This window comes from Burkholderia sp. SCN-KJ (assembly GCF_024656005.1).
Lineage (GTDB): Bacteria > Pseudomonadota > Gammaproteobacteria > Burkholderiales > Burkholderiaceae > Burkholderia.
This window is the reverse complement of the sequence record NZ_JANKOG010000023.1, coordinates 67,384-80,025: the sequence shown is the minus strand read 5'-3', so window position 1 is coordinate 80,025 and position 12,642 is coordinate 67,384. Positions and strand designations below refer to the sequence as shown.

10 protein-coding genes and 7 pseudogenes are annotated in these 12,642 nt (G+C 60.1%); 8 read left to right on the top strand and 9 right to left on the bottom strand.

Features of this window, described 5'->3' with window-relative positions; genetic code table 11:
• Nucleotides 1–37: 37 nt before the first annotated feature.
• The 4 pseudogenes from NQV17_RS29840 to NQV17_RS29825 form a co-directional block, all read right to left on the bottom strand.
• Nucleotides 38–1,321, bottom strand: a pseudogene (locus NQV17_RS29840) (mercury(II) reductase).
• Nucleotides 1,306–1,734, bottom strand: a pseudogene (gene merC / locus NQV17_RS29835) (organomercurial transporter MerC). The pseudogenes NQV17_RS29840 and merC overlap by 16 nt, the downstream one beginning before the upstream one ends.
• A 25-nt stretch (nt 1,735–1,759) precedes the next feature.
• A pseudogene (merP, locus tag NQV17_RS29830) lies at nt 1,760–2,041 on the bottom strand (mercury resistance system periplasmic binding protein MerP); the annotation flags it as partial.
• 19 nt (nt 2,042–2,060) lie between these two features.
• Nucleotides 2,061–2,412: pseudogene (locus tag NQV17_RS29825) on the bottom strand (mercuric ion transporter MerT).
• A gap of 71 nt (nt 2,413–2,483) precedes the next feature.
• Between NQV17_RS29825 and NQV17_RS29820 the strand changes: the two are divergent.
• Entirely contained in the window at nt 2,484–2,894 is a 411-nt protein-coding gene (locus tag NQV17_RS29820; RefSeq protein ID WP_257775065.1) for a MerR family DNA-binding protein, read from the top strand.
• A 372-nt stretch (nt 2,895–3,266) separates the two neighbouring features.
• On the opposite strand, the gene NQV17_RS29815 is transcribed toward NQV17_RS29820, so the two are convergent.
• Nucleotides 3,267–3,794, bottom strand: a complete 528-nt coding sequence (locus tag NQV17_RS29815) for a hypothetical protein (RefSeq protein ID WP_257775030.1) — start codon at nt 3,792–3,794, stop codon at nt 3,267–3,269.
• Nucleotides 3,795–6,015: 2,221 nt separating this feature from the next.
• On the opposite strand from NQV17_RS29815, the gene NQV17_RS29810 reads away from it, so the two are divergent.
• The 3 genes from NQV17_RS29810 to NQV17_RS29800 all read left to right on the top strand — a co-directional run bounded on the left by NQV17_RS29810 (nt 6,016) and on the right by NQV17_RS29800 (nt 7,525).
• Nucleotides 6,016–6,630, top strand: coding sequence for an H-NS histone family protein (locus tag NQV17_RS29810; protein ID WP_257775029.1), 615 nt, complete (start codon nt 6,016–6,018; stop codon nt 6,628–6,630).
• Nucleotides 6,631–6,988: 358 nt separating this feature from the next.
• Nucleotides 6,989–7,150 carry an SET domain-containing protein-lysine N-methyltransferase gene (locus NQV17_RS38145; RefSeq protein WP_374692773.1) on the top strand — a complete coding sequence of 54 codons (162 nt, stop codon included), beginning with the start codon at nt 6,989–6,991 and terminating at the stop codon, nt 7,148–7,150.
• A gap of 6 nt (nt 7,151–7,156) precedes the next feature.
• Nucleotides 7,157–7,525, top strand: a complete 369-nt coding sequence (locus NQV17_RS29800) for a DUF3331 domain-containing protein (protein ID WP_257775027.1) — start codon at nt 7,157–7,159, stop codon at nt 7,523–7,525.
• Nucleotides 7,526–8,081: 556 nt separating this feature from the next.
• Here the strand turns inward: NQV17_RS29800 and NQV17_RS29795 are convergent.
• Nucleotides 8,082–8,360 carry an HU family DNA-binding protein gene (locus NQV17_RS29795; RefSeq protein WP_374692775.1) on the bottom strand — a complete coding sequence of 93 codons (279 nt, stop codon included), beginning with the start codon at nt 8,358–8,360 and terminating at the stop codon, nt 8,082–8,084.
• A 768-nt stretch (nt 8,361–9,128) separates the two neighbouring features.
• Between NQV17_RS29795 and NQV17_RS29790 the strand changes: the two are divergent.
• Nucleotides 9,129–9,375 (top strand): annotated as a pseudogene (locus NQV17_RS29790) (ProQ/FINO family protein); the annotation flags it as partial.
• 71 nt (nt 9,376–9,446) lie between these two features.
• Here NQV17_RS29790 and NQV17_RS29785 read toward each other — a convergent pair.
• Together NQV17_RS29785 and NQV17_RS29780 are read right to left on the bottom strand one after the other, a co-directional pair.
• Entirely contained in the window at nt 9,447–9,806 is a 360-nt protein-coding gene (locus tag NQV17_RS29785) for a BON domain-containing protein (protein ID WP_257775025.1), read from the bottom strand.
• A gap of 435 nt (nt 9,807–10,241) precedes the next feature.
• Nucleotides 10,242–10,388, bottom strand: a complete 147-nt coding sequence (locus NQV17_RS29780; protein WP_257775024.1) for a hypothetical protein — start codon at nt 10,386–10,388, stop codon at nt 10,242–10,244.
• Between the two features lie 200 nt (nt 10,389–10,588).
• Between NQV17_RS29780 and NQV17_RS29775 the strand changes: the two are divergent.
• The 3 genes and pseudogenes from NQV17_RS29775 to NQV17_RS38140 all read left to right on the top strand — a co-directional run bounded on the left by NQV17_RS29775 (nt 10,589) and on the right by NQV17_RS38140 (nt 12,024).
• Nucleotides 10,589–11,147: pseudogene (locus NQV17_RS29775) on the top strand (recombinase family protein).
• Complete coding sequence (locus NQV17_RS29770) at nt 11,029–11,418, top strand: DUF4158 domain-containing protein (RefSeq protein ID WP_257775023.1); 390 nt, start codon at nt 11,029–11,031, stop codon at nt 11,416–11,418. Before NQV17_RS29775 ends, NQV17_RS29770 begins: the two are co-directional and overlap by 119 nt.
• A gap of 21 nt (nt 11,419–11,439) precedes the next feature.
• Nucleotides 11,440–12,024 carry a Tn3 family transposase gene (locus NQV17_RS38140; protein ID WP_374692772.1) on the top strand — a complete coding sequence of 195 codons (585 nt, stop codon included), beginning with the start codon at nt 11,440–11,442 and terminating at the stop codon, nt 12,022–12,024.
• Between the two features lie 89 nt (nt 12,025–12,113).
• On the opposite strand, the pseudogene NQV17_RS29755 reads toward NQV17_RS38140, so the two are convergent.
• A pseudogene (locus tag NQV17_RS29755) lies at nt 12,114–12,598 on the bottom strand (transposase); the annotation flags it as partial.
• Between the last annotated feature and the right edge of the window lie 44 nt (nt 12,599–12,642).

The window sequence follows — 12,642 nt, the reverse complement described above, 5'->3', positions numbered from 1 at the left end:
GAAAGCGCGAAAGCTTCTTCACGTCCGTCGAGAAGGTCTACGCGGCGAGCTTGAGCCTCTCGACCATCGTCAAGTCCGGGAACAATTGGTTGGCGGAGTCCGACAGAGTCATCCGTGTGCGGATCGTGATCGAGGCCGTCTTGACGAGCTCCCCCGCGTCGGGCGCCGCAGCGTGCACGCAAATCAGACGGCCGCTGCGGACTTCCGTCACCAGCTTGATGAAACCGAGCGTATTTAAGTTCACCAGCCTGCGCGGCACGTTGTTGAGCGTCAGCGTGCGACTGTCGGTCTTAATGCCCGCCTGATTCGCCTGCGCGTCGCTATAGCCGACAGTGGCGACCTGCGGTTCGGTGAAGACGACCGCCGGCGTCGCATCGAAGTCGAGGCGCGCATCGGCCCCGGTCATGTTGGTCGCCGCGCGTGTACCTGCGGCCGCCGCGACATAGACAAACTGTGATTGGTACACTCGCCGGCGGTATCGGTATCCGGTGCGCTCCTTCGCATACCAGCGTCGACCGCGGTGGCACGACGCTCGTCGCGCTGCACACCGGCGCTCGTGAGGTTCAGACTGCCAGTCTGCGGCGAGCGGCCGGTTGCCACGGGCAACTGGTCGGCCCGCACTTAGTCGTGGTTCGTGCTGAGGACGAATCCGTCATCGGCGTGCGACACCAGTCTCGCCTCGGTCTGCGTCAACACCTCGATGCCTTCAGCAAGGAAGGCGGCCATTACCGCTTCGCCGATCGCGAGGTCCTCCTGCTAGAGCAGAGTGTGTTGGACCAAGATCGTGACGCGACTGCCTGCGCCAGTTCGACAGCGACCACTGACGAGCCGACCACAGCCAGCCGCGCGAGAATCGTGTCGCTCGTCAGTGCTTCGATCGAGATCCGGTACGGCGTGTCCTTCAAGCCCGGAACCGGCAGCACAGTAGCCGTTGCTGCTGTAGCGATCAGGCAGCGATCGAACGGTATTGTGCGCTCTCAGCCGGCGACCAGCGCGACGGCGGGGGTATGGTCGTCTGCGAAACGCGCCTCGCCGTGCGTGGTGGTAATGCTCGGGTTCGACGCCAGGATACCGTCATACTTGTTGCGGCGCAGTTCGTCAACGCGTGCCTGCTGCTGGGCGAGCGGGCGCGATCGATCACCGGCGCCACAGCGCTGACCCCGACATCAAAGGGACTCGACTGCCGAAGATGCACGATGTGGGCGGCACGGACCATGACTTCGAGGGCACGCACCCTACATCGACGCAGATGCCCCCAAGGGCGCCGCGCTCAATCAGCGACCGGCGCGCCGTTTTCGGCGGCGTTCAGCGCAGAGGCCATGGTTGCGCCACGCGCGTATCGGTGGAGCAAACGCGGTGGGCCGGGGCGGTCAGGTCCCAGCTCGACGTCGCCAGCATAAGAACGCGACCGGAATAGAGTAGCCAGCCGCTGCGCAGCTCATAGGCCCGCATCACAAAGACTGCGCCCAGCACATATGCCGGGCCGATCAAGCCGAGCGCGATAGGGCGCTACTGTCGATGACTCAGCCACCGGATCGCATTGGCGAAAAGCGCAACACCGGCAAATGCCGACAGCAGGATGCGAATGAACAGACCTTCATACTGGCTCAGAAAGCCGAGACCAATGGCTGCCTCCACACCGGTGATCGCAGGAAAGCAGCTCGCAGAGCCCATCGAAGACACGATGCTTCCGAGCAGTCCGGCCGTATCGGCCGCGCGCATGATGAACGACATGACAGATACTTATACGAGGTCGGGGCTTGTCCGAAGACGGATAGCCCGCGTCAGCCGTAGCCCGCGTTAATGTCTGGACATTGGCCTTGGTGTCGTCGAATGTCACGATCACCTCCCTTTGCTCGAAGCGGACATCCGCCTTTTCGACGCCGGCGACCTTGGACGGCGCGTGTTTGACCGTAATCGGGCAGGCGGTGCACGTCATGCTGGGCACCGACAGCGTAACCGTCCGGGTAGCGGCCCAAACCGGGTCCGCGACGAGCGCGAGTGCACCAAGCAGCTTTTTGGCTCGCGTTGAAACTTGCATTTTCATGATGGACTCCGGGTCAATAAAACATCGGGAGCACGTCGGGGAAACCAAACGCCACCAGCATCAGCGCGACGACGATCCAGAACACGAGCTTGTAGGGGGCGTGCACCTGCGGCACCGCGCAGACCTCGCCGGCCTCGCACACCGCGGCGGGCCAGAGGATGCGCCGTCCGGCGAAAAAAAAATACCACCAGCGCCGCAACGCTAAGACCCGGCCGCCAGGAGTCGAGCAAGGTGAGGTTACCGATCCGGGCGCCGCGGACACCCAGCGCGACGAGCACCAACGGCCGGAGGCAGAGGGTCGACTCGAGGATCGAGGCCAGTCCCCCGGCGGCGAGTGCGCCACGCCCTGTCGGTGGTTTCGCCATACGCTTGATCTTCCGTTTTTCCAATCAGTAGCGTAACGTTACTTTCGTACCTAAGTACGGCGTCAAGCGGTATAGAAAATGGTAGCGAAAGCCTGACCATTGGGGCCTTCGCGAAGGCGGCGGGCGTCAATGTCGGGACACTCCTGTTCTATCAGCGCAACGGCGTCCTGCTCGAGCCGGAGAAGCCATACGGCAGCATTCGCCGCTACGGCTCAGGCGACGTCACGCGGGTATCGTTTGTCAGATCGGCGCGGCGGTTCGGGCTCAACCTCGACGAAATCGGGGACCTGCTGAAACTGGAAAATAGGACCCGTTGCAATGAGACGAGCATCCTGGCGGAGCGCAAGCGGTGTGACATTCGGGAGAAGCTCGCCGATTTGCGGCGCATGGAAGCGGTGCTTACTCAGATCGTATGCGCGTGTCATTCGCGCAGGGGTAACGTGTCGCGCGCGTTGATCGCCTCATTGCAGCGAGGCGAATAACAACCGACTTCTCAGGTGTGCTGAATTGAGCGGTTACAGAAGTCCAGTTGCGAAATTCGATCGTACCGCTCGGCTCGCTGACCTTCGGCCAGGCCGATACTCTAGCAGCGCCTGACAGGGAACGTCCGCCGCTGAGGTGCGGGGCCGGCGACTTGGCGTGGCCAACGGGGCTCCCTTGACTTTGGCACGTCGTGTTCCGAGAACGTAAGTATCAAATGACCGACACCTGCGATGCTTTTCCAAAGATGAGGGACGAGCGCTGAAGTCGGCTTGCGGGAACAGGCTTCAAACCTCCACAAGCTCAGTGGGTAACGCCCGCCAAGGTGGGCATTGGTGGAAAGGTTTGACGCTGACGTTCTTGGCACACGACGTTCAGAAATCAAGGGTAGGCCTCCCACAGACTCTCAAGAGGACCGCTTGGCGCAAAAGTTCCAGAGCTTTCAATTCGTCCAATCGACCCGTCCGTGCTTTAGCTGCTAGCGTCGCAAGCAACGCTTCCGCTATCGGTTCAATACCATGAAGATCATCCAGACTGGTCACCGAAGCGAACGAGAGCGGTGCCGGGTTTCGCTGAGGTTTTGCCGAGACGGGGAACGACTCAACCTTTGCTGGTGTGGCTGCCTGGGCCTCGCCATCACTTTCTTCAAACGTGCGGCCGGCAACGTTGACTAGGAAATCATTTACATGATCTTGCGGGCTGACGATGCTCGTCTCTTTCTCACCTGCGACATCCGCTGAAACAGCTGAGGGGCGTTTGGAATCTCCCAGGACGCCCGCCCGCGCATGCACCGCGTCCGCATTCTCATCGGCGAGCCTCCTTCGCGGGTCGTCGTTTGCTGTGACCGCAAGCGGCGTTTGGTGTTGAGAGAATACGCGACCGCGCAACGCGGGCGTAAGCATACGCCACACCGACTCCGAAATTTCAGCTTCGGAGCGCGGGGTGTCCAACCAGCCATCTGGCAATCCAAGTCGCGCCGTGAATCAGTTTACTTCGACACTGTCCATGCGTTTCTTGCCATGTAGCCGACGGGTCATGTTGGATCCACTCGTCGCCATGACCACACCAAGTCTTGCTTTCGATCCGTTGCGACTGGTGAGAACGTGGAGGTTAGCGCGTCGAGTGTTTTCTACCTCGGCGCTGACGCTTAATGCCAGCGATTGCTATTCGTGCGCTCTGGGAGACCTCTTGTATTTCGACGGCGAAGCTTTAGCGGCGCATCGGGTTTAGGCTGTTCGGCGATTTCGTGCCGACTGTTCTTGACGGCTCTGGGTGCCCTCCCAGCTGCTTTATTTGGCATTTTCGCTTCCTCGGAAAAACCAACTTTAAGAAATAGTTGTTGATCGACGTTCGGAGCGGCGGCCGGCTTAAGTGCTTCAGACTCTACGCCTGGTCCGTCATCCGTTTGAAAAAAATCGAGTGATGACTTCAAATGAGCGATGGTCTCGGCTGCGAGCGCAGGACTTGCGGGGCAAAAAAGCCATGCGGCAACCCAAGCGTGGATTCCATGTGAAAGACGGTCTCGGGCGTGAACCTCTCGCCCTTCATTAGCTCGGCCACTCGCGTCATGTTCAATTCAAGTGCTATCGCGATATTCTCTGCATCGACCGCATCGACCGCATCGACCGCATCGACCGCATCGACCGCATCGACCGCATCGACCAGAAACTGAAACGATCGTGTATTAAAAACGGAGGCGGTCGAGCTGGAATCTCAAGGAGGCGTCTTTACATACGGTTCCCCCCACCGGTTGGACGGGGATTATTTTACGTGGCGAGGTTGCCGTTGACTGCTGCCCGGAGATCCCGCATATCGCCCGCGGGCTTGACTCACAAAATAGGGCTCCATGCGATCGTTCTGAGTTGTTCACTATAAACGAGGTAATGTCGGAATTTGACTCGTCGGTAGCTCCATGGGGCGTAAATGCCGCCCTTGGAGGAGTTCAACAGGGTGATCCGGTTGCAGCAACGTAAGGTATCAGCGTTCGCATGTCCACTGCGTTCCGGCAAAGCGTCACCCATTTGGTATCCCATAGTGTCTTGTACGGCCCGTCACCGGAAACCAACCTATGATTGATGTGCGCGGGTCCAAGCTCAACTCCAGAGTGCAAGGTAGAGATTGTTGCCGGTTCTTCGCGAAATCGACACACCTAGCGAAAGCTTGCCAGAGCGATCGTGCGTTAATATGGCAACCTCCTCCTTACTCATGCAGCCCGTCACGATCCCCCCAGAGATGGCGGTTTCGGAAGCAGCCGTTGCGAACACCGCCACGCCGCCGTATGCAGCAGCAACCGTGTATAGAAGATCATCTCGCGGCCTTACGCGTCAAGTCGAGGTGAAAGTCCGAGATTCCGCAGGTGATTCGCCCTGAGACTCCCCGTGCAATTCACCCTGAGACTCCCCGTGCAATTCACCTGATTGGTACTTTCGGCCCGGATGGCGGTCCCACACGATGAAGAATTGCGAGTCCATCCCTACGACCCACCGCTTGCCGGAGCAATGACGTTCGGTACGTGCGCGTTCGTCTCGGGTCCCGACATTTGACGCTTGGGATCAACACTCAGCCGATATGGTGCCGAACATCTCCATATCCGCGATACGACATCCCCAGCGGCCATTCCGTGCGACTCTTCGAAATTCGCGCCTCGGAAATCGCCACCACGGCGAACGCAAGCGTTTTTCGGCGCTGGTGCAAGCTAATTTGGCTCGATAGCGGCAACCGACGCTTCCACGTATACACCCAATGGGAAGCGCGATCGTAGGAGCGAATAGATTGGGAGAAGGGGTATCGTACGCTCAGCGTGCTCGTTCGCGAGTGGGCAGTTGCGGTGCAAACGCGGAGAACTCACCCATGCTCCGGGCGACGCGCGCCGTTGACTTTAAAACCAGAAGTGCTTCTCAAACACGTCCGTATCGTGTCGGAGAGATGTTTTGGGGGCTGTTTTTCATGAAATAGTCAAACGCTGTCGATGTTTTTGTAGCGGCAAACGCATCTGAGTATGCTTGTATTGCGAAATAATCTATGCTGTGTGTATTCTTCGCTTTCGCACGCGCACCGACGCGAGTCATATCGCGGTCGGCAGAAGCGCGACGAGCCAAGAAAAATTCCGATAGGGAGGTAGCAATGGTGACGTTGGAAGTCATTCAGTCGAAGATCGCGAAACTGCAAAAGCAAGCCGAGACTATGGTCGCGAAGCAGGCCTCGGCCGGCCTGGAAAAAATCCGCGAATTGATGGAAAAGCATGGATTGACGGTCGCGGACGTTGAGAGCTTCGTCGGTCGGAGGCGTGGCCGAAGAGCGGGCACGGCCGCGGGGGTAAAAAAGGCGGCCGCCGCCGATCAGTCGAAGCGTGTCGTGCCGGCCAAATATCTTAATCCGAAGACTGGCGAAACGTGGAGTGGTCGGGGCCGCGCTCCAGCATGGATCAAGGACGTGAAGAACCGTTCCCTCTTCCTGATTGACGCCGCTAACGAGAAAAAAAGCGCCACCCAAGACACCCCGAACGGAGCCGCAGCCAAGAGGGCAACGGCGAAGAAAGCGGCGTCGAAGACCCCAAAAGCGGAATCGAAACCCGTGAAATCGGCGCGCGCAACCGCGGCTCGTAAGCAGGGGCGACCGTCGAGTAGCGTTCCCGTCAAAAAAATGCGTAGTCGACGGTCGATTGCCTCAAAAAAAACGGCTGGAAAGACTGATGCGGTTGTCATGCCCAAAGTCGTCACGGAAGCCGCGAGCGAGTAACGGTCCGGGTTGGGCGGATAAGCGGTCGGGGGATGTGGCCCCTGGCCGCCACGTTCATGCTTCCGCCGCCGCTCTAGTCGTCTTTGGCTCCCGTTACTGCGCTCCAAGAACGAGGTAGGAACGACCTGAATTCGCTTCATACGATGATCACGCGTCCCTCATCCTCTCGCTCAGTCCGCATCGTGGTACGGCGCTCCCCGTTTCATGGCCGCGGGTCTTTACGCCCCCAAGCTTGACGCGCTTGAAATGCTCCTCGAATACACCGGTGAGCCTGTCGATTGGGAGGTCGCCGTGGCGAGACTGCCGATCGATCCCGACCACACCTTCTTCTTCGATCTCGGCAGCGGCCACGTGATCGATGGCGCGGCAGGGGAGTTCTTTGCGTTGGATCAACCGTTCGTGTGCGCCGAACTGCGACGCGGAAGGTCGGGGCGGCTGGATCTTCATTCGGACTTTGCGTCCGATCAGTCCCGGGGAAAAGATCAGCATTGACTACGCGTCACGGGCAACGGGCGCGTGAGGAACGATGCTGCCCGTACGGGTGCGCCGCGAGCGCGGGCGCGAACTGGGAGCCGCCGGCACGGCGCAAGGTGGGTATCAGCCGTCATCCCCAGCACGTCCCGACACTGTCCGGCCAACGGTCCACGCTCTGGAGCGACCCGGACCCGACCGAATCGTTAAGTCGTGGCGGCAAGCCGGAGGCGTCTCCTATCGCAAACAACTCTGGATCGCGGCGACCGCGACCGTCGGTGGCATCTGTGCGATGTCGGGCCGGGTTGACGAACTCGGTCACGCAGGATTCAAGCCCATCGGTTCACCGGTGCCCTTCAACATTGCGGAGCGCTTTCGCGCAAGCGGCGTCGTGCATATTCCTGACGACGAGATCGTGCAATGACGCTTCCATCGGCGCGTATACCGAGGTCGAGATGAAGTGTCTAGACGGTGGCGCAACCGACAGCGGCCACGTTGACGCACTCCGCCGCGTCGAGCCGGCTCGCAGATTGGACCTGCTTCGACGTGCGAACGCCCAACCTACAAACATCCCGCGCACGTCTTCGTGATTTCGATCGACGAGGCACGGGTGGTGATTGTCGTGTTGGCGCCACGCCTGGGCGGGCGCCAGACGTCTTCCAGCCCGGCATCGCGCTGCCTTCCGGATGGGAATACTGAATTCGCGTCACCTTGCGAATGCGCACGCCGGGCCACGCGCAATTTGAGTGCAGTGCACGCGAGCCGGACCGGAATGGGACCATGCCGGCAGTCGGCCAAGGCCGGGTGATAGGACAACGGCGGCTCGAGTACGGAAGTTTTGTCCATCAGCAACAACATCGAGTTAGCCAGGGGCGTCGGGGCGCGAGGCGCCTCCTCAACTGTGCTTCGAACTCGTCTTGCGTGATACCGCACTACGGGGAAAATCGTCTTGTCTGGCTCGGTCGTTGAACTGCTGTCCATCAGCCGTTTACGGCATCTTTGAAGGCTTTGCCCGCAGTAAACTTGACCGTCTTGCCGGCCGGGATCGTGATCGTTTCGCCGGTCGATGGATTGCGGCCGTTCCGCTCGGCGCGCGCACCGGTTGAAAAAGAACCAAAGCCGACCAGCTCCACCGAATCCCCACGCGTGACCGACAGCGTCACTGCCTCGAGAATGGCGTCGATGGCGGCCCCAGTGCTGGCTTTGCTGTCGCCCGTGGCGGCGAAAACGGCTCGTTCATCCGACAATTCCTCGATCAGGTCCGCCAGACGCGGACTATGCCACTACCCTATTACATTCACCGCCGATCACGCAACCTCTGAGCCTTCGGCCATCACCAGTTTCGGTATCGCCGTCGACCAGAAGGGTAAGGTCAACGTGAACCAATTCGTCGGCCGGGTCGCCCCGTGACCGTCTTCCGAATTGGCCGTCACGAGTCGCAGATTCGAGCGCCGAACGTCGCCTGACGATAGCGACCGCAGAGACCGCGGACGGTTTGTGCGTTTCGCGCACGATGATCCGACGCAGTTCAGCGCCGCGTAATGGACGACGGCTTTACATTTATCGCGACCGCTGCAACGGGCGAGCCTTCAAATCCCTCAGAAGAGTGGCAAAGGGCGATGACCCTGCGTGATTGGGGTTTCCGCGACGGTCAGTTGATGCGAAGTCCGGACGCCGGAAATGGGACGACGGATGCGCGATCCTCGTGGTGGGAGCTCATCAAGTGAGCAACGGGGGCGGTGGCCGATTCAGTCGACCTTGTCTCAGCCACTGCGCCGCATCGTCTTCGGTTGCCGCCCTATGATCCCGCCTGCTGCGCATCGTGCCGGCGAGCAGGCCAAGTAAGGCGCCATGCGCTTGCGCATCTCGATGCAATACGACGCGTGAGGTCGGTTCCAGGCACCGGTCACCTCGAATGGCGGTGTGCCCCGTTAAGGCGATCCGCAGAAGGCCTGTTGGATTGTGTGAGCCGACTCCGAATCGCCGACAGCTACAATCTCCGCTGATTTTTCAATGGGTTTGACGGGATGGGCTTCGAACAACTTGTGACGTTGCGCGACCAACTTGTGAGCAATACCGAACGGGAGCAGGCGGCCAAGATGCGGAGAAAGCCGGGCGCCTTGCAGCCGCCATCGTCGAGTGCCCGGGATTCGGTGATGTTGACGATCGCGAAGCTCCAGAAGCGGTTTCCCGAGAGCTTCCCGTGAAATCCTGCCCCAAAAGGTGCCTCTCAAGGTCAGCATTCTCGAGGACTTGATCCATCGGGCCCAGTCGGGACCGGCGTCGGCGCCTGAGGGGCACCACGTTTTAATCTCACCGTGGGTCGAGCCGGTCCGCGCCCAGGATCAACGGCCTTCCTCGCCAATACTGAGCTTGTTAGTGACGGAAGTGACGCCGACGACATTCTGCGCGGCCTGAGTCGCCAGATCCGCCTGTCCGCTGTCTGGCACCTTGCCCGCTAGCGTCACGGCGCCGCCCTTAGCAATCACGATAATACCCGATACGTTGACGCCCTTCGTTTTCGACAGCGCGAGACGCACGTTCTTCTCCAACTTGAAATTTGCCGCTCTCGGCGATGAAGCGCTCGGGGCGGCCATCGGCGCTGGTGTCATTGCACCGGTATCGCTGGTCTGGCCGTATACGTTGCATGCAACGATCACCGCGAGGACGCCGCTCGCCTGCTTGATAACGTTGATTGCATCCATGCTGTTTCTCCTTGTCGGCCGCTGTACTGGCGACCGTCTGAACTCAGAGCGACTTGCCCTGACATTGACGGGCGCTCCGATAGGGCACCCATTTTCGGATGTTCATTGTGGGTTTCGTGATGTAGTGATGCCGACCTGCGCACCCGATGGGCCGCGCTACTGCTGCCGCGCCACCAGGGTGATGGACATTCGATCGAATCGACCTCATACGCGCCGATCCGCTCAATCTGTCGCCACCAAAGGACTCGAAATTGAGTCGTTGCGCCTCTGAATACAGCATGCCGAGCGTCTGCGACGACTTACCGGACACTGACATGGCGGTGAAGACTATGAGCACATTGCGCGGAATGACTACATCAACGTTCTTCAGGTTAGTGTCGCACGAGAGGCATCTGCTTGTTGCTCATGAATTGGTCTCCCGTAAGTTGAGTAAATTTAAGCACTGTCGTCGGGCTTCGGCTTATCCTGGCCGACCGGGCCAGCTTGACGTGCGTCGGCCAAGAGGACCTTGTTGGGCAACGCACTGTCGGTGATCGGACTGACGATATCGGCCCGCCGTTGCGGGGCAATGGCGTTTGTCATTCCCGATTCCCTCTATTGATACACATATGAAACGTAGCAGAAGCCAACGCCATATCAAGGAATGTCCGATTGGGCTATACCCTATCCTGAGTTAGGTATAGGCGGTCAGCATCGTCAGGTTAGGGGGCAATTTGCGGTTTATCGGCGCTTCCACTCCCGCGTCATAGATTTCCGCATGACACATTCACCAGAAGGCGGTCATCAACGGGCGACGCGTGGGTTACGTACGGGTCGGCACGTTCGAGCAGAATGCTGAGCGCGAGCTCTGCGGCGTGACGCTGGACCGCACCTTCACCGACAAAGCGTCGGGCAAAGACACGAAGCGCCCACAGCACAAGCGCTTCTCATCTTCGTGCGCGGTGGCGACACGGTGGTCGTATGCCGTATGAACCAGCCGGCGTGGAACCTGGACGACCTGCGACATATTGCTCAGTCATTGGCGCCGCGTGGCGTGCGGATCGAATTCACGAAGGATTGCCCGACCTTCACTGGTGAGGTTCGCCGACGACCAACCTGATGCCGCCAGTGATGGGCGCGTTCGCGGAATTTAAGAGCCCGCCGCTTCGCGAGCGGAAACGCGAGGGTATCGCGCCCGCGGGCAAACGCGACGCGTATCACGTGCGCACGCCGGCGATGCCCGGTGCGCCGATCGCCGATCCACGGCGTTGGATCAAAGCCGTTGAACTCAAGGCGCATATCGCACGCGATTACGGGATCACCCACGAAACGCCGTACCGGCACCCTCGCGCGGAGAGGTGAAGCGCGCCCCGCCGCGAACTGCTTACAGCTTACGCCCGCACATCGCCTCGGGTTGTTCGCGTTTCCCGATGACGAAAGCGAACTTATCCGCGTCGCCACCCTGTCGAAGGAAGACTTCGCGTTCGTGTGTCAGCACCGCGGCGATCACAGCCGCGTCCGCGTCGCGACGCTCATGCTCTACCTGGTCTATCCAGGACACGTGCTCGTGTTCCCGCTACCATTCGCGATGCAAACCGCGCGGGGCATTGGCCTCGCGGCGGCTGTCGACTAACTCCGGCGCCAGCATGCGCTGTTGCCGCCGGTTGCTGCCCTCGAAAAGCTCCGTGCCCCTTTCGTCACACGCGCACAACGCGAGGGATACCATCTGCTCACTGCGCCACCGAGCACCGGACGGCACACGACGCTCGATCAGTTACTGCAGCCGTTTCAACTTCACGCGATCAGCAAGCCCGCGTCGCTTCAGGTCCAGGCATTGCGTCGACGTGTATCCACCGGCTCGAACAAGGGCGAGGCTCGCAACTCGCTGGCGCGAGCGGTCTTCTTCTACCGCCGCCGGGAGATCCGAGACTGCTCGTGTGAAAATCAGCGCTATCGGGCGAGTGGCCCCAACGTCAGGTTAGCCGCAATTACGCATTTGGAATTCGGTGTATCTGGAACGGCCGGTCGCGACCTTACGACAGCAACAGAACTTCGACGGCAACATGCTGACGCACCTTGCGTCGCTCGGGTGGAACCACCTCAACCGGACCGCCAGACTACGTCTGGTACGTCAACAACCGTGTCACGAAGGGACGCTTCAGGCCGCCGCGGGCGGACGGACCAGCCAAGCCGGGGCCTTAGTGTACGAAAAAATCCGTTTCTCGACGACGCCCCATGAAGCGCATCGCCGAAGCTTGGGGTCTGGAGTGGGATGCGTATGACAGCGTTCAGGCAGTGGCGAAGCTGCGTGTAGGATTGCGATATCGCCAACTTCGAACGTAACTGCAATTGCTCTTCGCAATACGGCCGGTACGCGCGGTCTTGCCCAACTGCAAGCCTTCGCGGCACAACAACACGTGAACACGCCGATAGACGTAACGCACACGCGCGTAGGCAATCTCGCGCATGCGTGCGCGCAGCTCAGGACGGGAATTCTTGATGCTCCGGTAGTACTGAACGCCGCGCGGCTGCTTCACGAGCCGACGGGCCCGCTTGAACGTCGATCCATAGGGCTTACTACGTAGTCCATCGCGTCTCGCCTCGGGGCAGACAGATTTTTTTATGACGATATCTTGGAGTTGGTTCGGTTCGCGGACCTGGTTTGATTCCACGCCCGCGTACTGCTTCTTCCAGCGGTAATACGTCTGCTCGCATATCCCCGGTTGCCGGATCAGGTCTGCCACCGGCATGCGCAGCTCGGCCTGCTTGAGCGCCGCCACGATCCGATCCACCAAGTACTGTTTGCGTTTCATCGCCAACCTCCCGATCGCATTGGGAAAAATTGCTCCGAAACACT